This window comes from Clostridioides sp. ES-S-0054-01, from assembly GCA_021561035.1.
Lineage (GTDB): Bacteria > Bacillota > Clostridia > Peptostreptococcales > Peptostreptococcaceae > Clostridioides.
This window is the reverse complement of the sequence record CP067346.1, coordinates 3,733,197-3,758,038: the sequence shown is the minus strand read 5'-3', so window position 1 is coordinate 3,758,038 and position 24,842 is coordinate 3,733,197. Positions and strand designations below refer to the sequence as shown.

22 protein-coding genes are annotated in these 24,842 nt (G+C 28.9%); all 22 read left to right on the top strand.

Annotation, left to right across the window (positions count from 1 at the left end):
* Window positions 1-190 precede the first annotated feature (190 nt).
* The 22 genes from purR to galU all read left to right on the top strand — a co-directional run bounded on the left by purR (window position 191) and on the right by galU (window position 24,585).
* Window positions 191-1,069 (top strand): pur operon repressor, encoded by an 879-nt coding sequence (gene purR / locus JJC02_17130; GenBank protein ID UDN54561.1) that lies wholly within the window; start codon window positions 191-193, stop codon window positions 1,067-1,069.
* Window positions 1,070-1,223: 154 nt separating this feature from the next.
* Window positions 1,224-1,502 carry a septation regulator SpoVG gene (spoVG, locus tag JJC02_17125; GenBank protein UDN54560.1) on the top strand — a complete coding sequence of 93 codons (279 nt, stop codon included), beginning with the start codon at window positions 1,224-1,226 and terminating at the stop codon, window positions 1,500-1,502.
* Between the two features lie 212 nt (window positions 1,503-1,714).
* Window positions 1,715-3,094, top strand: a complete 1,380-nt coding sequence (glmU, locus tag JJC02_17120) for a bifunctional UDP-N-acetylglucosamine diphosphorylase/glucosamine-1-phosphate N-acetyltransferase GlmU (protein ID UDN54559.1) — start codon at window positions 1,715-1,717, stop codon at window positions 3,092-3,094.
* Between the two features lie 94 nt (window positions 3,095-3,188).
* On the top strand, window positions 3,189-4,139 hold the full coding sequence (locus tag JJC02_17115; GenBank protein ID UDN54558.1) for a ribose-phosphate pyrophosphokinase: 951 nt from the start codon (window positions 3,189-3,191) through the stop codon (window positions 4,137-4,139).
* 257 nt (window positions 4,140-4,396) lie between these two features.
* Window positions 4,397-5,479 carry a type IV pilus twitching motility protein PilT gene (locus tag JJC02_17110; GenBank protein UDN54557.1) on the top strand — a complete coding sequence of 361 codons (1,083 nt, stop codon included), beginning with the start codon at window positions 4,397-4,399 and terminating at the stop codon, window positions 5,477-5,479.
* A complete protein-coding gene (locus JJC02_17105; protein UDN54556.1) occupies window positions 5,460-6,242 on the top strand; it encodes a prepilin peptidase in 783 nt (260 codons plus the stop codon). Before JJC02_17110 ends, JJC02_17105 begins: the two co-directional genes overlap by 20 nt.
* Window positions 6,243-6,345: 103 nt before the next feature.
* Entirely contained in the window at window positions 6,346-6,996 is a 651-nt protein-coding gene (locus JJC02_17100; GenBank protein ID UDN54555.1) for a prepilin peptidase, read from the top strand.
* Window positions 6,997-7,009: 13 nt separating this feature from the next.
* On the top strand, window positions 7,010-7,570 hold the full coding sequence (locus JJC02_17095) for an aminoacyl-tRNA hydrolase (protein ID UDN54554.1): 561 nt from the start codon (window positions 7,010-7,012) through the stop codon (window positions 7,568-7,570).
* A gap of 16 nt (window positions 7,571-7,586) precedes the next feature.
* Entirely contained in the window at window positions 7,587-10,973 is a 3,387-nt protein-coding gene (gene mfd / locus JJC02_17090; GenBank protein ID UDN54553.1) for a transcription-repair coupling factor, read from the top strand.
* 30 nt (window positions 10,974-11,003) lie between these two features.
* Window positions 11,004-11,999 carry a peptidylprolyl isomerase gene (locus JJC02_17085; GenBank protein ID UDN54552.1) on the top strand — a complete coding sequence of 332 codons (996 nt, stop codon included), beginning with the start codon at window positions 11,004-11,006 and terminating at the stop codon, window positions 11,997-11,999.
* A gap of 123 nt (window positions 12,000-12,122) precedes the next feature.
* Window positions 12,123-12,662, top strand: a complete 540-nt coding sequence (gene spoVT / locus JJC02_17080; GenBank protein ID UDN54551.1) for a stage V sporulation protein T — start codon at window positions 12,123-12,125, stop codon at window positions 12,660-12,662.
* Window positions 12,663-12,781: 119 nt separating this feature from the next.
* On the top strand, window positions 12,782-14,395 hold the full coding sequence (locus JJC02_17075; GenBank protein ID UDN54550.1) for a polysaccharide biosynthesis protein: 1,614 nt from the start codon (window positions 12,782-12,784) through the stop codon (window positions 14,393-14,395).
* A gap of 106 nt (window positions 14,396-14,501) precedes the next feature.
* Window positions 14,502-15,950 (top strand): nucleoside triphosphate pyrophosphohydrolase, encoded by a 1,449-nt coding sequence (mazG, locus tag JJC02_17070; protein ID UDN54549.1) that lies wholly within the window; start codon window positions 14,502-14,504, stop codon window positions 15,948-15,950.
* Window positions 15,951-16,038: 88 nt separating this feature from the next.
* Window positions 16,039-16,317 carry an HU family DNA-binding protein gene (locus JJC02_17065; protein ID UDN54548.1) on the top strand — a complete coding sequence of 93 codons (279 nt, stop codon included), beginning with the start codon at window positions 16,039-16,041 and terminating at the stop codon, window positions 16,315-16,317.
* 72 nt (window positions 16,318-16,389) lie between these two features.
* A complete protein-coding gene (locus tag JJC02_17060; protein ID UDN54547.1) occupies window positions 16,390-16,632 on the top strand; it encodes an RNA-binding S4 domain-containing protein in 243 nt (80 codons plus the stop codon).
* A 61-nt stretch (window positions 16,633-16,693) separates the two neighbouring features.
* Window positions 16,694-16,948, top strand: coding sequence for a sporulation protein YabP (locus JJC02_17055; GenBank protein ID UDN54546.1), 255 nt, complete (start codon window positions 16,694-16,696; stop codon window positions 16,946-16,948).
* Entirely contained in the window at window positions 16,949-17,482 is a 534-nt protein-coding gene (locus JJC02_17050; protein UDN54545.1) for a hypothetical protein, read from the top strand. It begins immediately after the preceding gene.
* Window positions 17,483-17,487: 5 nt separating this feature from the next.
* Window positions 17,488-17,772, top strand: a complete 285-nt coding sequence (locus tag JJC02_17045; protein ID UDN54544.1) for a septum formation initiator family protein — start codon at window positions 17,488-17,490, stop codon at window positions 17,770-17,772.
* A 111-nt stretch (window positions 17,773-17,883) separates the two neighbouring features.
* On the top strand, window positions 17,884-18,804 hold the full coding sequence (locus JJC02_17040) for a Ppx/GppA family phosphatase (GenBank protein ID UDN54543.1): 921 nt from the start codon (window positions 17,884-17,886) through the stop codon (window positions 18,802-18,804).
* Window positions 18,805-18,893: 89 nt separating this feature from the next.
* The gene (spoIIE, locus tag JJC02_17035; protein UDN54542.1) at window positions 18,894-21,266 is read left to right on the top strand and encodes a stage II sporulation protein E; all 2,373 of its coding nucleotides are present in this window, start codon (window positions 18,894-18,896) and stop codon (window positions 21,264-21,266) included.
* 350 nt (window positions 21,267-21,616) lie between these two features.
* Complete coding sequence (gene pepF / locus JJC02_17030; protein UDN54541.1) at window positions 21,617-23,506, top strand: oligoendopeptidase F; 1,890 nt, start codon at window positions 21,617-21,619, stop codon at window positions 23,504-23,506.
* A gap of 113 nt (window positions 23,507-23,619) precedes the next feature.
* Complete coding sequence (galU, locus tag JJC02_17025; GenBank protein ID UDN54540.1) at window positions 23,620-24,585, top strand: UTP--glucose-1-phosphate uridylyltransferase GalU; 966 nt, start codon at window positions 23,620-23,622, stop codon at window positions 24,583-24,585.
* The last annotated feature ends 257 nt before the right edge of the window (window positions 24,586-24,842 follow it).

The following is a 24,842-nucleotide window of genomic DNA, read 5'->3' as shown; positions in this document are numbered from 1 at the left end:
TCCTACAATATGAACTATTTATGTGGTATAATAATATAATGTTCAATATTTTATAATTAATATGCATATAATATTATATGTATTTTATTTTTGAATATAATAAAACATAAGTAATATTATACCACAATAAGAATTGTTATGCATTAGTTAGTTTAACGTTATATAAAGGTACTTGTAGGAGGAAATAATAATGAAATTTAAAAGAACAGAGAGAATTGGAGCAATAGTCAAAATACTGTCTGATAATCCAAATAAAATATATACATTAAGTTATTTTACAAATCAGTTTAATGCAGCAAAGTCAACAATAAGTGAAGATTTATTAGTTGTAAAGAACGTATTTGAAAAGTTACATTTAGGTAAAGTTATAACCATTTCAGGAGCAGCAGGAGGAGTAAAATATATACCTAAAACTTCTATAGCAGAGAATGCAGAGTTCTTGATGGAATTATGTGAGAAAATATGTGACAAGTCTAGAATATTATCTGGTGGTTTTTTATACTTGATTGACTTAATTTATGACCCTACAATAGCTGCTAAGATAGGAAAGATATTTGCATCAAATATTGAGTATGTAGATGCAGATTATGTTGTGACAATGGAAACAAAAGGTATACCTATGGCACTTATGACTGCAAAAGCCATGAACTTACCTCTAGTTATAATAAGAAAAGATATAAAAGTGTCAGAAGGTCCTACCCTTAGCATGACATATGTGAGTGGAAACAGCTCTAAGGTTGAGAGTATGAGTTTGCCAAGAAAAGCTCTTAAACCAGACAGCAAAGTTATAATTATAGATGATTTCATGAGGGGAGGAGGTACTATAAAAGGAATGGTAGACCTTATGAATGAATTTGGTGCAGAGGTTGTAGGTACTGGAGTATTCATATCTACAACGAATCCTTCTGAAAAGATGGTAAAGGATTATATTTCACTGATTCAGCTGGATGTTAATGGAGATGAAATAGTAGTAGAGCCAAATTTGAAGACTTTTAAGGATGAATATAGAAATGAAGATTTAGATGAAGAAGAAGATTCAGAATTTGAATTTGAGATAGATGAAGATTAATAAAAAAATATTTAGAAAAATATGTAAAAATAAAAAGAGGATATCCCTAGTTGTCCATAGAATTATTTAAAAAACAGTTTATATTAATTTATTCCAGCGATAATAATTTTAATATAAATTAATTTCTGTCAAAATCAAAGGGGGATATTTTGGTATGAAGATAACTGACGTAAGAGTAAGAAAATTAACAGAAGAAGGTAAGATGAAATGTATAGTTTCAATAACTTTCGATAATTTGTTTGTAGTACATGATATAAAAGTTATAGAAGGCCATAATGGGCTATTTATAGCAATGCCTAGCAGAAAAGTAGGCGAAGGGAATTTCAGGGACATAGCTCATCCTATAAATGCAGAAATGAGACAAGTTTTAGAAGATGCAGTTTTACAAGCGTATCATGAAGCATTAGTTCAATGGGAAGTAGCTGCTGAATAATAATAAATATATAAAATAGAGAGAGCCCGAACATTTAGGCTCTTTTTAAATGTAGAATTTCCATTAAAATATGTACTTTTTACTAAAAAAGTGCTATATTATTAGTGATAATGTATATGTTGTATACAAATTATTAAATAAATGTATTATAATGTATATTGATTGAGAAAATCTTACGAATAAAATTAAATTAGATTGAATGGAGTGTATCAATGAACTTTAAAGCTATAATCCTTGCTGCTGGCAAAGGAACGAGAATGAAGTCTAAATACCCAAAAGTTATTCATAAAGTATGTGGAAAAGAAATGGTGAATCATATTATAGATGTTTCAAAAAAATCAGGTGTGAAAGATACTGTTGTGATTTTGGGGCATGAAGCTGATGTAGTAAAGGAAAAACTTGCAGAAGAAACTATAATAGCTATGCAAACAGAACAGCTTGGAACAGGACATGCTGTAAAAATGGCTAAAGAGTATATTAAGGATGAAGATATAATAGTTGTACTTTGTGGAGATACTCCACTTATAAAAGAAGAAACACTGAAGAAACTATTTGAATATCATATAGAAAATAAATATCATGCCACAGTTCTTACCACAAGAGTTGGAAATCCAACAGGTTATGGTAGAATAATAAGAGATAAGAAGGGTGACCTTCTTAAAATAGTGGAACAAAAAGATGCAAATTCAGAAGAAAAAATGATAAGTGAGATAAACTCTGGAATTTATTGTTTCAATGGAAAGAGCCTTAGAGAAGCCTTAGATTTGTTAAATAATAACAATTCACAAGGCGAATATTATTTAACTGATACTGCTAAAATAATGAGAGATAAGGGATTAAAAGTGGGTGCATTTGCAGGTTCAACTATTGAAGAACTTATGGGTGTTAATTCAAGAGTAGAATTATCAAAGGCAGAAGAAATTATGAGAAGAAGAATAAATGAATCTCATATGGTAAATGGAGTGACTATAATAGACACTAACTCTACCTATATAGAATCTGATGTTCTGATAGGTAATGATACTATAATATATCCAGGTGTTATATTACAAGGAAAAACAAATATAGGTTCAGATTGTATAATTGGAATGAATTCATCTATAACAAATTCAGAAATAGGTGATGGTACAGAAGTAAAAAACTCAACTATAATTGATAGTAAAGTTGGAGAAAATTCTACTGTTGGACCATATGCATACTTAAGACCAAAGAGTAACTTAGGAAACAATGTAAAAATAGGTGATTTTGTAGAAGTAAAAAATGCTATTATAGAAGATGGTTCAAAAGCATCTCATCTTTCTTATATAGGAGATGCACATGTTGGTAAAAATGTAAATATCGGATGTGGAGTAGTATTTGTAAATTATGATGGTAAAAATAAATTTAAATCAATAGTAAAAGATAATGCATTTATAGGTTCAAATTCTAATTTAGTTGCACCAGTAGTTGTAGAAGAAAAAGGATATATAGCAACTGGTTCAACAATAACGCATGATGTTCCAGATGGAGCTTTGGCAATAGCTAGAGAAAGACAAGTTATTAAAGAAGGCTGGGTAGAAAAGAAGAATCAAAAAGACGACCAAAGCAAGTAATTATTTAGTTTATTATTTTGGCTAAAAAATTTAGCTCGAAATTATTATAAATTATATTCATTAGTATTTTAAAATTTTCAGGAGGGTTACATAAATGAATACTAGCGGAAGCGAGATTAAAATTATTGCAGGTAATTCATCGAAAGAGTTAGCACAAAAAATAGCTGACTATATAGGTGTATCAGTACTAGATTGTGAAGTAGGTACATTTAGTGATGGTGAAATATGTGTAAATATGAATGAGACAGTAAGAGGTTGTGATGTGTTTGTAGTGCAATCTACTAACAGCCCAGTAAATGATAACTTAATGGAGTTATTAATCTTAATTGATGCATTAAAGAGAGCATCAGCAGGAAGAATAACAGCAGTTATTCCTTATTATGGATACGCAAGACAGGATAGAAAGGCTAAGGCAAGAGATCCAATCACTGCTAAATTAGTTGCAAACTTAATAACTGCTGCTGGAGCAGATAGAGTGTTAACAATGGATTTACATGCAGCTCAAATACAAGGATACTTTGATATACCATTAGACCACTTACTAGGTGGAACAATATTAGCAGATTATTTCAATGAAAAGAAGATAGAAGATTTAGTAGTAGTATCTCCTGATTTAGGAAGTGTTACTAGATCAAGAAAGTTTGCTAACACTTTAAATGGAGAAGTTCCAATAGCTATAATAGATAAGAGAAGACCAAAAGCTAATGTATGCGAAGTTATGAACTTAATAGGTGATGTTAAAGGTAAAAATGTTATACTACTAGACGATATGATAGATACAGCAGGAACAATCGTTAATGCTGCAAATGCACTTAAAGAGTTTGGAGCAAAGGATGTTTATGCTTGCTGTACTCATGGTGTATTATCAGGACCAGCTATTGAAAGAATTGCTAATTCAGAGATAAGTGAGTTAATAGTTCTTGATACTATACAACTTCCTGAAGAAAAAAGGATAGATAAGATAAAGATAAAAACTGTAGCTCCATTATTTGGTGATGCGATAAGAATGATATTCTCTAATGAATCAGTAAGTAAATTATTCTAATTTATTAGATTTATAAGAGTTGTTTAAAAGGATATAAAACTTTTGAGCAACTCTTTTTTGATATTTGAATTTATAGAGCTATTTTTTTTAAGAAATGTATGTTATTTTAGAAAAGGATTATGGTTTAAAAATTATGTGTAGTTAAGTAAACTAAATATAAAAAATAACTTAGTATAAACAAATAAATAATAAAATAATTTTATATATTTATTACTGAAAAATAAGTAAACTAATAGAAGATATGGAGAGTAAATATTATGTATATTTATGATTTATTGGAACACGGTATAGGACTAAACGCATCAGATATACACATAACAGTTGGAACAAATCCTGTAGCCAGAGTAAAAGGTGGATTTGTAAAACTAAGTGAACAGATATTGACATCAGAAATAACAATTCAAATGGCAAAAGACATAGCAGGGGAATCTATGTTTAAAGTAATAGAGGAACATGGAGAAGCTGATTTTTCAGCTTCTCTAAAAACAGGAGAAAGATTTCGGGTAAATGCATATAGACAAAAAGGAAATTACGCAATAGCAATAAGAACCATAACAGCAGAGATACCAACTTTTGAAAAATTGGGTCTTCCAGAAGATATAAAATCATTTACTGAAAAGCATAAAGGATTAGTTTTAGTTACAGGTCCAACAGGAAGTGGTAAAAGTACAACACTTGCAAGTATGATAAACATAATAAATGAAACACAACAAAAACATATAATTACACTTGAAGACCCAATAGAATATGTACATCATCATAAACAAAGTTTAGTAAATCAAAGAGAAGTGGGAACTGATACAGAAAGTTTCCATTCAGCTCTTAGAGCTATTTTGCGTCAAGACCCAGATGTAATACTAATAGGAGAGATGAGAGACCCTGAAACTGTATCAATAGCATTAACAGCAGCAGAGACAGGTCATTTAGTATTTTCAACACTACATACAGTTGGGGCGGCTAAGACAATCGATAGAATAGTGGACATGTTCCAACCATCTCAACAGCAACAAATAAAAACACAGCTATCTACAGTTTGTGAAGGTGTAGTATCACAGCAGTTACTTCCTACAGCAGATGGAAAAGGCAGAATAGCTGCGATTGAATTGATGTTTGCTACTCCAGCAATAAAAAACCTGATAAGAGAAGGTAAAACATATCAAATTCCAAACATGATACAAACTGGAGTTAAAGCAGGTATGAAAACTATGGACCAAGATTTAATGGAACTTTATAAAAATGGAAAGATTACAAAAGATATGGCACTTAGTAGATGTACTGACCAAGAGTTTATGGCAAGAATGATAGGTGGAGTAAACTACAATGGATATTGTAATCGTTAATTTATATGTATTTATAGTTGGGCTATTATTTGGAAGTTTCTTTAATGTTTGCATTTTTAGGATTCCAGAAGGTATATCTATTTCTAGACCTCCTTCCCATTGTATGAGTTGTAATACTAAACTAAAGCCAATAGACTTGATACCAGTACTAAGCTATTTAATGAGTGGTAGAAAGTGTAGATATTGTTATGAGAAAATTTCTAGTAGATATGTTATAGTAGAATTGATTGTAGGAATTTTATTTTTAGCAGTATTTATGTTATATGGAGTATCTAAATCTACTGTTTATTATTTGATTCTTGTGTCCTTACTGATTATAATTACATTTATAGATATTGACCACTTTATAATACCAGATAAAATACTGGTTTTTGGAGCTATATTTGCTATAATTTTCAATTTCTTATTTAAAGAGATTCCAATTAAGGATTCGATTATAGGTGCTTTTATTTGTGGAGGAAGTGTTTGGATTATCGTGATTCTTATTGAATTTATAATAAAAAAAGAGTGTATGGGTGGAGGAGATGTTAAACTATTTGCAATGCTGGGTTTTTATATGGGTGTTAAAAATGGTCTTTTGACAGCTTTGCTAAGCGTTTATGTAGGAGCAGTATATGGAATTTGTGTGATAATTTTAAGTAAGATAAAAGGAAAGGAATACAATTCTGTTATACCTTATGGTCCATTTATATCAATTGGAGCATTAATAACAATCTTATGTGGAAAACAGTTATTTGAACTTTATTTTTCTATGATTATGTAGATAATAGTTAAACTAAATCAAGTTTTAATTTTTATAAAAATGAATTAAAGTATCTAATAAGGACAATATTATTATTAACCCTATTACTAAAGTGCTACAAACTATGGAGTATATAATAGTAATTTCCTTATTTTTTGCACATTTGATAAATAAATCTCTATGTATTTTTTGTGATAGAGTAAAGAAAAATTTATATAATATGCTTTTTATTTACATAATAACTGTAGTTTTATCTGTATTAGTATATCTAAAATTTGGAATTAGTGTAGAATGTGTACAATATATGCTATTAATTCCATTTCTAATAATTATATCCATTGTAGATTACTACACAATATATGTATATGATATAACAATAGTTAGTGGTATAATAGTTCAAGGTATAATTTTTTTGGGCTTTTACAATATCGTCCAATTTGACTATATAAATCATATATTTGGACTAATTATAGGCTTTATTATACCTTATATTATTGCTAAACTAACAAAAGGATTAGGCTATGGAGATGTAGGTCTCTATAGCTTATGTTGCTTTGCATTGGGAAATAGATATGGATTTTATGCGATAGTTTTATCATTTATTTTAGCGTTTTTGTTTTTTGCTATTTTATACATAACTAAAATGTTTAAAGATATAAGTATAAAAAAGCAAATTCCTTTTACACCTTTTATTTCCTTAGCAACAATTTTAATAATATTTACAGAGTATAATATATTTGATTTCTATTATAGTCTGTTATACAAATTTATATAACAGGAGGTAAGAAATGTACGTAGTAGTAGGGTTAGGTAATCCAGGAAAGAAATATGAGAAGACTAGACATAACGTTGGATTTGATGTTATAGATATTCTTGCCAAAGAATACAATATTAGTGTTACTAAAATAAAGCATAAAGCCTTAATTGGTGAGGGGAGAGTAGGTACTGAAAAAGTATTATTAGTAAAGCCACAAACTTATATGAATTTAAGTGGAGAAACATTAATAGATATATATAAATATTACAAGGTTGATTTAAGTAACATAGTAGTAGTATACGATGATATAGATTTAGATGTTGGAAAGATACGCATAAGAAAAAAAGGAAGTGGAGGAACTCATAATGGTATGAAATCCATAACTAAATGCCTAGGTTCAAATGATTTTCCAAGAGTAAGAGTAGGTGTATCTAAGCCAGAAGTTGGTCAAGACTTAGCAGACTTTGTACTTTCTAGATTTAGAAAAGAAGAATCTGATAATATAAATGAAGCACTAGAAAAAGCAGCATATGCTATTGACTCAATAATAAGAGAAAATATAGATATGTCTATGAACAAATACAATGGATAGTGAGAGGGAGATTTAAATGAATGATGTTTTTTTATATCCTTTGCAAAATTCAAAAGAGTATAAAGATATAATAAACTGTATAAAAAATACAAAAGGCTCATTATTGGTTAATGGACTTTTACCAGTACAAAAACCTCATATATCGTATTCTATGTTTAATGATTTATCACGACAAATGATTTTTATAACGAGTAGTGATTTAGAAGCAAAGAAAGTATATGAAGATTTAAGTTTTTATATTGAAGATAAAGTTGAATATTTAGGCTTTCAAGATGTTTATTTTTATCACTTGGATGCAAAGGACAGAAGCGAAGAAGCAAAGAAACTAAAGGTATTGTTAAAACTAGCAAATAAGGAAAAAATAATTTTAGTAACTTCTATTGAAGCAGTTTTAAGAAAATACATACCAAAACAAGTTTTACTTGATAGTGTATCTCATTATAAAGTAGGAGATAACTTAGATTTAGAGAAATTAACTGAGAAATTAGTTTCATTAGGATATGAAAGAGTTTCAAAAATAGAGGGGTTTGGTCAATTTAGTATAAGAGGTGGAATTATTGATGTATTTTCACTTGAATATACAAATCCAATTCGTATGGAATTATTTGATGATGAGATAGATTCCATACGAACTTTTGACGTATATTCACAAAAATCAATTGATAAATTGAAACAATTCTCTATAACTCCATCTAGGGAATTTATTTATCCAGAGAAAACTACAGATGCATTAGTTAAACTAAAAAAAGAAACAACTAAAAATACTGATGAAGGTACATTTCAAAATATAGATTATATATCAAGCAAGACTTATTTTGAAGGTGTAGAAAACTATATAGATTATATTTATCCAGAAGAAAACAAAAGCATATTTACTTATCTAGCAGATGATGCAATAGTGTTTATCAACGATATAACAAGGCTTAAAGAAAGATGCGAAAATTATATAAATGAGTTTAGAGAAAATTATAAATTAAATCTTGAAAGAGGTCTGGCTATTAAGAGCCAAGGTAAATTATTATATCATTATACAGATTTAGAGTACTTAGTAAAAGACAAGTCTGTAGTATTAAACTCACTATTGCCAAAGTCTATAAATAATTTTTCTATAAAATCTATAATCAACTTTGAAAGTAGAGAAGTTCCTACATTTAATGGAAAGGTAGATTTGCTTGTAGAAGAATTAAATAGGCTGAAATACAATGGATACAAAATAATTTTAGCAACAAATACCTTAGAAAGGGCAAATAAATTAGGAAAAGATTTATTGGATAAAGGCTTAGAAACGACTGTTTCTAAAGGTAGAGATATTGAAATTAAATCTTCTCAAGTTATAATTGTACCTGCACACATAAACAGTGGTTTTCAGTATAAATCCATAAAGTTTGTTGTTATAACAGACAATGAAATGATAGGTGTTTATAAAAGAGCGTCTAAGACTAGCAATAAAAAAGTTAAAAAAGGAAAGAAAATAGAATCATTTTTAGATTTAAGTGTTGGAGACTATGTAGTTCATGAAAATAGTGGTGTAGGTAGATACACAGGAATTGAACAAATTACGGTCAATGCTATCAAAAAAGATTATATGAAAATAGTATATCAAGGTGGAGATAATCTATATGTGCCAATAGACCAGATGGACAAAGTACAAAAATATATTGGTGCAGAAGTAGAAAAAGTTAAGTTAAATAAGCTTGGAACAAACGAATGGACAAAGGCAAAAGCAAAAGTTAAAAAAGAAATTGAAGATATGACAAAGGACTTAATTGAGCTTTATGCAAAACGTGAAAAAATACAAGGATATAAGTTTTCAAAAGATACACCTTGGCAAGCAGAGTTTGAATCGTTGTTTCCATATCAAGAAACAGAAGACCAATTAAAGGCGATAGAGGAAACTAAAAAAGATATGGAATCAAGTAGGGTAATGGATAGACTTGTATGTGGAGACGTTGGTTATGGAAAAACAGAAGTAGCTATTAGAAGTATTTTTAAAGCTTGTATGGACCAAAAGCAAGTTGCTGTGTTGGTTCCAACAACAATATTAGCTCAACAACATTATAATACATTCAAAGAGAGATTTGAAAATTATCCTTTGAGAGTAGAAGTTTTAAGTAGATTTAAAACTCCAAAGCAACAAAAACAAATTATTGAAGATGCTAAAAAAGGATTAGTAGATATTTTGATTGGAACACATAGAATAATATCCAAAGATATAAATTTACCAAACTTGGGTCTTGTAGTCATTGATGAAGAGCAAAGATTTGGAGTAAAACATAAGGAAGCTTTAAAGAAAATTAAATCTACAGTAGATGTACTTACACTTTCAGCAACTCCTATACCAAGAACTTTACATATGTCTTTAAGTGGAATAAGAGATATGAGTGTTATAGAAGAACCTCCACAAGAAAGACATCCTGTAATAACATATGTTACAGAGAGTAAGGAAAGCGTAATTCAAGATGAGATAGAGAGAGAACTAGGTAGGGGTGGACAGGTATTTTTTGTATACAATAGAGTTGAACACATTGAAGAGATGGCAAGTATGATTCAAAAGCTCGTGCCAGATGCTAGAGTGGCTGTTGCACATGGAAGAATGACTTCTAAATCATTAGAAAATATAATCCTAGGATTTTTAAATAAAGATTATGATGTATTAGTCTGCACTACAATAATTGAAACTGGTATGGACATATCCAATGCAAACACAATGATTATATATGATGCAGATAAAATGGGGTTAGCTCAACTTTATCAATTGAGAGGTAGGGTTGGAAGAAGCTCAAGACAAGGATATGCATATCTTTTATATGAAAAAGATAAAACTCTAAGTGAGATAGCAGAGAAGAGATTAAAAGCTATCAGAGAATTTACAGAGTTTGGTTCTGGTTTTAAAATAGCAATGAGAGACCTTGAAATAAGGGGAGCTGGAAATATTTTAGGTTCCCAACAACATGGTCATATGGCAGTTATAGGTTATGACTTGTATGTAAAAATGCTTAATGATGCAATTAAAAAGGTTAAAGGCGAACCTATTGTGGAAGAAATTGATGTTGAAATAGATTTAAGTGTAAATGCATACATTCCAGATAATTATATCAAAGATGAATTGATTAAGATTGAAATGTATAAGAAAATAGCTTCTATTGAAAATAAAGAAGATATGTTGGATATACAGGAAGAACTTGAGGATAGATTCTCTGATATACCTAAACCAGTTCAGACACTTCTTACAATAGCTTATATAAAATCACTGTGTAAGATATTAAAAATAGAAAAAATAAGACAATTAAAAGATGAAATATTGTTAGTTCCAATAACAAAGTATAGAACTAAACAGAAAATAGGTTATAATATAGTTACAGAATTAGAAGAATTATTAGAAAAAATGTGCAAGGTGAAATAACTTGTAAATTTAAGAAGGGATGTTTTAAATTTGAAAAAAGTAATAACATTGGCAATAGCTATGATTTTGGTAGTATCTGTGACTGCCTGTAGTTCTAGTAAAGGAGAAACTGTGGCGACAGTTGAAGGGACAAAGATATCATCAGATGAGTTTAAAAAAACTATAGCTCTTTATAAAGATTCTATGGAACAAACTTATGGAAAAGATATATGGGATAAGGAAGTTGAAAAGGGTGTAAAATATAAGGACAAGTTTAAAGACTTAATTCTTGACCAACTTATAACTACAGAAGTAATATATTCTCAAGCTAAAAAAGACAACTTACTTCCTAAAAAAGAGGATGTTGAAAAAAGTTTTAAAGAATTAAAAGATGCTATGAGTAAAGATGAAAAATATAAAGAACAGCTTAAGAAATTAGGAATAGATGATGCGTTTTTAAAAGACCAACAAGAGAAAGATTTAGCAATGCAAAACTATCAAAGCAATTTTACTAAAAAGACTAAAATATCAGATGAAGAAATGAAAAAATACTATGATACACATAAAGATGAATTTAAAAAAGATGAAGTAGAAGCCTCTCATATTTTATTGAAAACAGTAGATGACAATAATAAGCCACTTTCAGATAAGGAAAAGACCGAAGCTAAGAAAAAGGCTGAAGAGGCTCTTAAAGAGGTTAAATCAGGAGAAGATTTTGCAAAAGTAGCAAAAAAATATTCACAAGATTCTACAGCAAGTGATGGAGGTAAATTAGGATTTTTCTCAAGAGGTCAAATGGTTGCTGAGTTTGAAGAGGCTGCTTTTTCTATGAAAAAGGGTCAAGTTTCTAATTTAGTTGAAACTCAATATGGATACCATATAATTAAAGTAACGGATAAAATAAATGAGCAAACATCATTTGAAGATGCTAAAGAAACTATAAAAGACCAATTATTAAAAAATAAATATCAAGAGCAAATAGAAAAATTAACTAAAGAAGCTAAGGTAGAAAAAGATGAAAAAGTAATAAATAAAATCACAATCTAAAAACTAAAAAAAGAGTAATATGATTAAAAAAGCTATATCTAGATAAGATATAGCTTTTTTTGTATATTTTTCTTAACAATGGTAAAAATAAACTTAAAGTAATTTATGGAGGGATTAAAAAATATGAAAGCAACAGGTATAGTTAGAAGAATAGATGATCTTGGAAGGGTAGTTATCCCAAAAGAGATAAGAAAGACATTAAGAATTAGAGAAGGAGATCCTTTAGAGATATTTACAGCAAAAGATGGAGAAGTCATACTTAAAAAATACTCTCCAATAGGAGAATTAAATGAATTCTCTCAAGAATATGCTGAAACATTAGCTGAAGTACTAGGATATGGTGTGTTGATAACAGACTTAGATTCTATAATAGCTGTATCTAAGCTTCCTAAAAAAGATTATAAAGAAAAAAGTATAAGTGATGAGTTAGAAGCAATAATAAGTGAAAGAACAGTAAAGTATTCAAAAGATAAAAACATTTTACCTTTATTTAAAGAAGACCAAAAAGAATATACTAGTCAAGTTATCATGCCTATAATTAGTGCATCTGGTGACTGTATAGGTTCAATTGTAGTTGTTTCAAAAGATAAAGATACAATTGCAGAAAGTGAAGAAAAATCTTTAAAAATTGCTGCTAACTTTTTAGGAAAACAAGTTCAATAATTTTATCATAAAGACCTTTTAAATGAAGGTCTTTTGAAGTTTTTGTGTAAAATATTGAATATAGCATTAAAAATATGGTATATTAAAGTTTGTTATATAAACAGTGTGGAGGTTATGTTATGAACAATAACAAAAATAAAGACTCCTTTCTAAAAGGAGCCCTTATACTTGGGCTAGCAGGTGTAATCGTAAAAATAATGGGTGGATTTTTTAGGATTCCCCTTGGAAACATGATTGGTTCAGAGGGTATGGGATACTATCAGGCTGCTTATCCTGTGTATACTCTATTTCTAACATTAGCTACCGCTGGATTTCCAACAGCTGTAGCAAAATTGGTTTCGGAAAAAGTTGCCATTGGAAATTTTAAAGGAGCAAATAAGATATTTAAGGTGTCACATACAGTTTTATTCATTACCGGCATAATATCATTTTGTATATTATTTTTTGGAGCCGACTACATAGTAACAAACATAATGAAAAATCCAGGTGCCTTATACTCTATGAAAGCCATTGCTCCAGCATTACTATTTGTTCCTGCAATGTCTGCATATAGAGGATATTTTCAAGGGAGACAAGATATGACTAAGATTGCTGTGTCTCAAGTTGCAGAGCAGTTTTTTAGAGTTGTATTAGGTCTTACTTTGGCTTACTTCCTTATGAAGAGTCTAGGGCAGACTTTTGGGGCAGCGGGTGCTATATCAGGAGCTACAATAGGTTCAATAGCATCTATGCTTTATTTGGTGTTTGCTTATATGCTAGGGAGAAAAGAGCGTAGAGCAGAAATAGATGCAAGTCAAAGGTTTAAAGATGAGAGAGTTTCTTATATTTTTAAAAAGCTTTTAACTGTTGCTATTCCCATAACTATAGGAGCATCAGTAATGCCACTTGTAAATATGATAGATAATGTTATTGTAATAAGAAGACTTATGGAAGCAGGTTTTACATACAAAGTAGCAAATTCAATGTTTGGTCAATTAACAGGTATGGCAATGGCCACAATAAATTTACCAGCAGTTATAACAACTGCAATGAGTATGAGCTTAGTTCCAGCAATTTCTAAAGCATATGCATTAGGAAATAAGTCAAAGGCTAGAAAAGATACTAAGAGTGCAGTTAAGGTAACTTTACTTATAGTATTACCTTGTGCGTTTGGTATGGCTTCTTTAGCAATACCAATAATGGGTCTTTTATTTCCACATGAACCATCTTCTGTAGGAACTATTTTATTTACTCTCACTCCATGTGTATTATTTTTAGGATTAATACAGACATTGACTGGTATAATTCAAGGAATGGGAAAACCAATAGTACCTGTAATTGCTTTATGTGTTGGTATGTTATGCAAAATTGTAATAAGTTATACTTTAACAGGTATACCAGATATTAATGTATTGGGTTCAGCCTTTGGTACAGTTACAGCGTACTTTGTGGCATCCATGATTAACTTATTATATGTCAAAAAACACATGAACGTAAACTTCTCTAAAAAAGAATTTATAATAAAGCCATTTATAACAGTTATGACAATGTTTATAATAGTTAAGTTGAGTTATGGTGCTTTAGTTGGATTCTTAGGAAATAGCATATCCACAATAATTGCAATAGGTATTGGTGGAATTGTATATGTAGTAGTAATACTTGGAATAGGTGGAATTAAAAAAGAAGAGATTTTGACTATGCCAAAAGGTGATAAATTATATAAATTGTTAAAAAAAGTTAAACTTATAAGATAATATAGGAATATATATGCAAATAAAGGAAATACTATACAAATAGTAAAGCTCCTTATTTGTATTATAATATAAAAATAAAGTGAAATTTGCTAATAGGAGTGATGTTATGGGTAAGATAAGTATTGTAGGTCTTGGACCAGGAGATTATTCTCTTATAAGCCAAGGTGTGTTAGAAACTTTAAAAAATAGCCCTAGAGTTTTTTTTAGAACAGAGAAACATCCAATAATTGATAAACTTAAAGAAACTATACAATACACTTCTTTAGACCACTTTTATGAAAATGAGGAAAATTTTGATAATGTTTATTTAAAAATATCTGAATTTATCATAGAAGAATCTGCAAAGGGTGACTTAGTATATGCTGTTCCTGGTCATCCAAGAGTCGCAGAAAAGACTGTAAGTATAATAGAGAGATTAGCCAATGAAAATCACATAGAAGTAGAAATATTGCCTTCTATGAGCTTTGTAGACGCTATGTTTAACTATTTGGCTATAGACCCATCTGAGGGATTTAAATTGATAGATGCTTTTGAAATAGAAAATTCATATATAGACTTAGATACAAGTGTGATAATAACTCAAGTATATGATAAATTTATAGCATCTAATGTAAAGTTAAAGCTTATGGAACACTACGACTATAATCAAGAAGTATGTATAGTAAATGGAGTAGGTGTCAAAGATTTAGAAAGTAAAAAGTTTATAAAGCTTTGCGAATTAGACAGAAATGAAAACTTTTTTGACTATTTAACTAGCTTATATATACCCAAAAGTTCTAAAAAGATGTATAATACAGTACATGACTTAGAAATAATAGTTAATACACTTAGAAGTCCATCTGGATGTGAATGGGATAAAAAACAAACACATCAATCATTAAAAAATTCTGTTATAGAGGAAGCATATGAACTTTGTAATGCAATTGATAATAATGATATAGATGAAATGGTAGAAGAACTAGGAGACGTTCTTTTACAAGTTATATTCCATTGCCAGATAGGAAATGAGGAAGGCTACTTTGATTTAAAAGAAGTAGTAAATGGCATATGTAAAAAATTAATTCATAGACATCCTCATATATTTAGTGGTGCAAAACTAGATATGTCTAAGTTTGAAAAAACTTGGGAAGAATTAAAGAAAGAAGAGAAAGGCGAAAGTACTATAACAGATGGCCTTAGAAGGATACCAAAACATTTACCAGCTCTTATGAAGGCTAGTAAAGTTCAACATAAAGCAGCACTTGTTGGCTTTGATTGGGACGATGTAGAAGATGTATTTAAAAAAATTGAAGAAGAATATCAGGAATTACTTGACGAACACAGGGTCGGGAATATAAAATACATAAAGGAAGAACTAGGCGATTTATTATTTTCGATAGTAAATCTAGCTAGATTTTTAGACATAGACTCAGGAGAAGCCTTGAACTGTACTACAGATAAATTCATAAATAGATTTGAGTTTGTAGAGAAAAGTGCAATGAATTTAAATAAAAAATTAGAAGACATGACACTTGAAGAGATGGATGAATTTTGGAATCAGGCTAAAAAACAATAAAATTGTGGAAGGAAATTTGTCAAAAATCTAGAACTTTTATCACAAAGATAGAAGTCTATATTATAAACATTTTTAGGAGGTAAATATCGTGAATAAAGCTGAATTAGTATCAAAGATGGCAGAAAAAAGTGGATTAACAAAGAAGGAAGCAGAGGCTGCGTTAAACGCATTTATGAGTTCTGTTCAAGATGCACTAGTAAATAATGAAAAAGTTCAATTAGTTGGATTTGGAACATTTGAGACAAGAGAAAGAGCTGCTAGACAAGGAAGAAATCCAAGAGATCCAGAGCAAGTTATAGATATACCAGCTTCTAAAGCACCAGTTTTCAAAGCTGGAAAAGGATTAAAGGATATAATAAATGGATAATTAGAAATCTTGTGAAAAAGTGTGGATAAATTTACCACACTTTTTCTATAGAGCTAAAGGAAGGTGATAATTATGAGATTAGATAAGTTTTTAAAAGTATCTAGGATTATAAAGAGAAGAACTGTTGCTAAAGATGCATGTGATAAAGGAATTGTTACTATAAATGGAAAAGTTGCTAAATCTTCTTCGGAAGTGAATATTGGAGATACATTAGAAATACAATTTGGAGAGAAGAAGATGAAGTTTAAGATAAATGAAGTAAAAGAACGTGTATTAAAAAATGATGCAAAAGAAATGTACGAAATTTTAGAATAAAATTAATAGTCCTCTAGTATATTAATAGTAGTATTAGTGAAATATTTACTGGGGGGATATTATGGAACAGAACATAACTTTGAAAGATAGATCAAAGCTAGTTATTTCAGGAGTTGAGCACATATATTCTTTTAATGATAAAAGAGTAGAGCTTAAAACTTCTGTAGGAGAGATGGTAATTGAAGGCGAGAACCTAGATATGAGCAAGCTAAGTATAGACGAAAATATAATTAGCATAGATGGAACTATAAATTCTATGGTGTATGCAAAGCCTAAAAAGCCACAAGAGAGTTTTTTGAAAAAGGTATTTAGATAGATGATACCTTTTACTCAAGATGTAAGCATTTTTTATGCTACTATTTATGGTGGGATACTCATAGGAGTGTTGTTTGATTTTTATAGAGGGCTAAGGGGAAATTTTAAATTCATCAATTATTTTGCGATAATCTTTGATGTATTGTTTTGGTTTCTAGCTACAGTTATAATATTCGTGACAATAAACCTTACAGAGTTTTTTGATTTAAGATATTACCATTTTGTGGCTTTGTTTATTGGTTTTATTTTATACTACAACACCATAAGTAAAATTGTTTTATCAATTATCAATAAAATAATTCGTTTTGTGAGGAATTCTTTTAAAAAAGTTACACATTACATAGTCAGTTTTTTGAACAATTTGTATTACGTTATAATCTATTCACTACACCTACTATTTGATATTATATTTTATATACCAAACATATTTATAGCGACGAAAAAAAGTATAAAAAGAAAATCAAATAAAAAATTAAAAAACAAGAAAAAATCAAAACCTAAGAAGAAAAAAAATAAAACTAAAAAAAGGGTGTAGGAAAAATGAACTTAAGAAAAAAATTTTCAGGACAAATCATTGTTATCAGTTTATTTTTAGGAATATCAATTTTTAGTATGATGACTGGATTCGTATTTGAGTACACAAAAGCTAAGGAATATAAAAAAGAAATAGCAAGTCTAAATAAACAGTTAAAAAAGACTGAAATACAAATAAACAGCTTAAAGAAAGATGAAAAATCATATGAAGGAGACTTAGAAGAAATAGCAAGAAAAAGATTAAATATGGTAAAACCTAATGAAACAGTTTATGTAGATATAAATCGTTGATTAAATCTTGCTAATAAGTTTACAGATATATTGATTTTAAAATTTAAGATTTAGTAAAAAAGTCATTCAGTTAAGGATGGCTTTTTGTTTTTATTGAGGAGGTATTTCATAATGAAAGTAGGAGCTATAGACATTGGGACAAACTCAATGAGATTATTAGTAGCAGATTATAGAGATGGAAGGCTCATAAACAGAAAAAAATTTGTTAATACAACTAGAATTGGTCATGGTGTAGATAATAAAGGATATATAAAGGAAGATGCTATTCAAAGAAATATAAAAGCATTAAAAGAATTCTCTGATAAGTGTAATAATGAAAAGTGTGAAAAAATTTACTGTATGGGGACATCTGCTCTTAGAGACAGTAAAAATGGAGATTACTTTGTTAAATTAGCTAAAGAAGAAACTGGAATAGATGTTGATATAGTTACAGGAATAGAAGAATCGAATTTGGGATTTAAGGGTGTCTTAGAAGGCATACAAGATGATGATACTATTATTGTTATAGATATTGGAGGAGGTTCAACAGAATTTATTGTAGGTGACTTAGAAGGAATCAAATTTAATAAAAGTGAAAATGTAGGTGCTCTTAGGATGACAGAGAGATTTTTGAAACATGATATTATTGAAGATGAAGAGTTTAAAGCTATGAGTTCATTTATATGTAATGAGATTGATGAAACTTTAAACTATATAAAAAAAAGAGGATTAAAAACTCTTATAGGCATAGGCGGTACGATTACATCATTATCAGCAATGAATCAAGAATTAGAGGTTTACTCTATGGAAAAAGTACATAATAGTAAAATACACAAAAAAGAAATAGAAAAAATTCTACAAAAATTAATAAAGATGACATTAAGTGATAAAAAGAACTTAAAAGGGCTACAAGAAAAACGTGCGGATATTATAACTGCTGGTGTAAAAATATTGAATATAATAATGGAAAAATTAGAAATAGAAGAAATAACCGTAAGTGAATACGATAATTTGGAAGGCTTAATATGTCAAAAGTCAAAAAAAATGTATTAATATTTTTTGATTTTTAAAACCGATTATGACAAAAAAAATTACTCCTCTTTGTTACAATTCTTAATATAAACAAAAGAGGAGGTTTTTTTATGCAAAGAAGTGTAGCAGTTGTGAAGAATAAAACTGTAAAACCAAATGTCATAAAATTAATAAGCGGATATATTGATTTTACTACGGCGGCATTCGCCGTAATGGGATTTTTACTTAGTAGGTCTATTATAGTAGACTCTGTAGCTCCCTTAGGAATTGCATTTTTTATATGTGCATCAAAGATTGATAAGTACAAGATACCTGTATTCATATCAACATTATTAGGAATATTGTTATCATCTAATGATTTTGGAAATGTAGCAAAATATGCTGTGTGCCTTACAATATTTATGGCGATGAATAAGAAATTAAAATTATCAGATTCAATTGCTAAGGTAGCATTTATAGGTGCAATGATATTACTTCCAATTTCCATGGGACAAGCTTTCTTTTCAAATAGGTATACGTACAATCTTCTTATAGCAGGTGTAGAAGCAATAATAATGTTTATATCTATATATGTGTTTTCTTATGGGATAGGTTTAATGGCCAATGTCAACAATAGGATGTCTGTACGGACAGAAGAAGCTATCTCAATAAGTTTACTGCTGACCTTTAGCATAATGGGGATAGGTGATATATCCTTGTTTGGAATATCAATAAGGACCATTTTATCAACAGTATTGATATTACTGACCTCCATAGTAGGTGGAGCTACCATGGGAGCATCTAGTGGTGTAATTATTGGGGTAGCATCCATTTTAAATAATATGACATCAGCTATTTATATGGGGATATATTCTTTTTCAGGATTAATAAGTGGTGCATTTAATAAAATAAATAAATATTTCTGTATACTAGGATATATTCTAAGCTGGATAATAATATACCTATATACTTCTGGTATTACTTCTAATATGATGCAATTAAGAGATATACTATTGGGTTGTTTAATAGTTATAGTGTTGCCAGAGAGGTTATTTAATAAGATTGAAAAATTAATAAAAAGTAATGTAGCTTCAAATGAAATCGTATACGATTATATTATGAGAAGCAAGAATCTAACTAATAGTAGATTGAATAGTATTTATAAAACTTACGACGACCTTGCAGATACATTTGATAAGATAAGAGAAAAAGATAAGGTGTTAGACCAAAGAGATATAGCTAATGTAATAGATATGATTCATAATGATGAATGTAAAAGTTGTAGTATGAGAAGAATGTGTTGGGAATCAAGATTTAATCATACATACACTATGATATATAACATTCTTGAAAAAATTGAGGAGAAAGGAGAGTTAAGTCTAAACGATATACCTAAAAATTTTAGAAAGGAATGTATGAAACCAGAGTCAATAGTGAAAATATCAAATCACTATTACAAGATGTTTGTATTAGATTATGATTGGAGTGTGAAGTTTTCAGAAAGTAGAAAGTTAATAGCAAATCAGATAAGAAGTATTTCAAAATCAATTAAATCGCTATCCCAAGATTTAGAAGGCGATATAATGCTGGATATAGAAAAGGAAAAAAATATATATGAGCAGTTAGAAAGATATGACATAACAGTTGATAAAGTAAGTTACTTAACAAAGAGTAACAGTGAATTTGAAATATCAATAGAAAAGAAAACTTGCCATGATGGATGCATGTGTGAAGATAAAATTGTAAATATAATTTCAGACCTAGTAGGTGAAAATATGTCTGTTAGAAAAATAGGGTGCCATTGTTTAGGAGGTAAATGTAAGGCAACATTCGTTAAATCTCAAAAATATAAGGCTGTAACAGAAGTTTCAGCGATGTCAAGGGATGGACATATTCTTTGTGGAGACAATTACACATACATGGAGATAAATGATGGTAAGTATATGATGGCTATAAGTGATGGTATGGGAAAAGGTAAAAAAGCATATGAAGAATCTTCTGCCACTATTGATATACTGGAAAAAATGATAGATGCAAAAATTAAAGACGAAATAGTTATTGATACTATAAATAATATGTTGCTATTAAAGTCTTCAGAAGAGATGTTTTCAACTCTGGATTTAGGAATTTTAGATTTAAAACGAGGCTGTTTAGAAACTATAAAGATGGGAGCGTGTTCTACTTATATAAAAAGAGAGGATGGAGAAGTCGATTTAATATCATCATCATCATTGCCTGTGGGTATATTATCAGATGTAAAAATTGATAGAAAAAATGTAAAAGTTAAGGAAGGAGACTATGTTATAATGGTTTCTGATGGAATTGTAGATGCAGGAAGAAATAACAATTTAGGAGATAATTGGTTAATATACTTCTTAAAGAATATAGAGACTACAAATCCAAAGGAAATATCAAATTTAATATTAGATAGAGCATTAGAGTTACAAGCGTTACAAATCGAAGATGACATGACTGTTTTAGTTACGAAAATATGTACAAAATAAAGTTTACAAAATTATGTGTATAAACTGTGGATAACTTGTGTATAATATGTTAATAGACTTTTGAAAAAAGTATAGTTATTAACAAAAAAAACATATAAATCAACAAAAATTGTTGATAAGTATGGCAGAAATGTTAATAAAATGTAAAAAAAGAAAAAACAAAAGCTATTATCAAAAGAGATTCATGTTGAAATAACTAAATTTCTATACAAAGAAAACCTGTGAATATGTTGATTATTATGTGGATAACTATTAATTCGATATTTATTTATATAGTATGAATAATTGAATAATATATCTGAAAAAAGCCATCCTATTATTAAGTAAATTTATTGAAAGGATGGCTTTTTATGAATAGAAAATTGTGCAAAGCAATAATACCTTTATTTATTTCTATTTTTTGCATGTTAATAATAAGTATAAAAGCTGACCAAGGATATCAAAAGAATAATGATAGAGCAGTTACTGTCATGAATAATGATACTGAAGATGATGCTGAAAAAAAACAAGAAATAGATTATGAAAAAACATGTTGGAACTTACAATCTTTATTTAAAAGTGATGACCAATGGAAAAAAGAACTTAAGAGTTTTGATAAAGATACTAAAGAATTAAAAAATTACATAGGTAAAGTAACAAAATCACCAACACATTTGTCTTTTGCCTTAAATATCAAGGAAAAGCTTGATATAAGATTAAATAGACTTTCTGCCTATGTAAAATTAAAACAAGATACTAATAAAAATTCATATAAATATTTAGATATGAATGATACTATGAGTAAATCCTATGGCAACTATATGGGGATTTGTTCGGATTTAGAATTAGAGATATTAAAATTATCAAACAAAGATTATAAGAAAATTATTTCAAATAAAAATATAAATAGGAAATATGGTGCATATTTAAGGGATATAAGAAGAAATAAAGTACATTATTTGGATGATAAGTCAGAAGACATCCTAAGCAAAGTGTCTTCAATAAGTAGTCTTCCAAGTCAAGTTTATGAATTATTTAGGAATATGGATAGAAAAACTAATTTGACACCAGCTCAATATGCAAGTGAATTAGAATCATCAGATAGAGAAAATAGGAAAAAAGCTTATCAAGATGAACTTATAACTTACAATGATAATGTAAATACAATTGCAGGTTTGATTACTGGTCAAGTGAAAAAGAATATTTTTTATTCTCAAGAGAGAGGTTATGAGTCTTCTTTAGAAATGTATTTGGAATCTGATAATGTAGATGAAAAAGTATACAATAATTTAATAAGGACTGTAAATAGCAATATGGACAGTCTACACAAATATATAGATTTAAGAAAAAAGGTATTAAAATTAGATAAGGTTCATTCATATGATATGTTTGTACCTATAGTTAAGACTGCTGATAATAATATTAATTATGAAAAGGCACAAAGTATAGTATACTCAGCGTTGTCACCTTTAGGAAAAGAATACAATGATGTAGTGTATAAAGCTTTCAATGAAAAATGGATAGATGTTTATTCACATGAAAATAAAGTAAGTGGTGGATACTGCTTATCTGTTTATGAAAATCATCCATATATACTTTTAAATTATAATAATTCATTAGGTTCAGTTTCAACTTTATCACATGAACTTGGTCATGCTGTATACGAATACCTAAGTTCTAAGAATCAGAATTATTTTAATTCAAATCCGTCTATATTTACTCATGAGGTTGCATCTACAACTAATGAAGCATTGCTTTATGAGATGCTTATAAGAGAGGCTAAAGGTAATGATGAAAAAGCTTATTATATAACACAATATTTAGACTTGATAAAGGACACTCTTTATACACAAACTATGTATGCTGAATTTGAAAAAACTATACATGAGTTAGTAGAAAAAGGAAAAAGTGTAAATGCATTAGTATTAAATGATGTTTGGGGACAACTTCTTAAAAAATATTATGGACAAAACTATGAATTAGACCAATTATCTAAGGTCGGATGGGCTAGAATCCCACACTTTTATAATAGTTTCTATGTCTATAAATATGCTACAGGTTGTAGTGCAGGAGTAAGTTTTGCCCAAGATATACTAAAAAATGGTTCAGATAACTATATAAACTTCCTTAAAAAGGGAAGTTCAGATTATCCAATAAACTTATTAAAATCAAGTGGCATAAATTTAACTAATACAAAACCTATAGAAAATACAATCAAAAAATTTGACAGTTTAGTAGCTGAACTTGAAAAGCTATTATAAAGATTATTATAATCCACGTGGTAAATATATCGAATTAATGATAAAATATACTAAAAGTTTAAAGTCCTATCAATATAGGACTTTTTATTTATTAATTAGTGGGAGATGATTCTATGCAAGTTAAAGTTAAAAAAGCCGTAATACCAGCAGCAGGTTTAGGAACTAGATTTTTGCCAGCTACAAAGGCACAACCAAAAGAAATGTTACCAATAGTTGATAAGCCTACTCTACAATACATAATAGAAGAAGCTGTGGCTTCAGGAATAGAGGAAATACTAATAATAACAGGTAGAAATAAAAAATCTATTGAAGACCACTTTGATAAATCTGTAGAATTGGAACTTGATTTAGAGAAAAAAGGAAAGAAAGAATTGTTAGAGATAGTACAAAATATATCTAACATGATTAACATACATTATATAAGACAGAAAGAGCCAAAAGGATTGGGAGATGCAATTTATTGTGCTAGGCATTTTATAGGTTATGAGCCTTTTGCAGTAATGTTAGGTGATGATATTGTGGACAATGATGTACCTTGTCTAAAACAACTAACAGACGCATATGAGGAGTATAGAACTACAATATTAGGTGTTCAAAAAGTGAATCAAGAAGATACTAATAAATATGGTATAATAGAAGCAAAAAATATAGAAGGTAGAGTTTATAAGGTAAAAGATATGGTAGAAAAGCCAGAATCAGGAAAAGCTCCTTCAAATATTGCTATTTTAGGTAGATATATAATAACTCCTGAAATCTTTGATATTCTTAAGGATTTACCACCAGGTAAAGGTGGAGAGGTACAACTCACAGATGCTTTAAAGATATTGTCTAAGAAAGAAGCTATGTATGCATACAATTTTGAAGGTAAGAGATATGATGTTGGTGATAAACTAGGATTTTTAGAAGCTACTGTTGACTTCGCTCTAAAGAAAGAAGACCTTAAGGAAGATTTTATAAAATATTTGAAACATATATGTAGTGAATTTGATAAAAATAGTAATGTGTTATACAATAATACAGATGAAAAAATAGATTTAGCTGAAGTCAATGAAATTAGAGAACTTGAAATTCAAAAATAATTAATGAAAGGTGATGTACAGTGGCAAAATCAAGTCAGAAAAGAATTAATAGAATAATAGCTGTTGGGATTGTGGGAATTCTTGTATTAACGAGTATAACAGCTGTTTTGAGTATGATTGCAACTATGTAATAGGATAAACAAAAGCAGTTGATATACATAAATATAAAAACCATATATAACTTGATGTAGTTTAAAACTTACAACACTTTAGTTATATATGGTTTTTAGAATTTATAAATGTAAAAAAAATTTTTT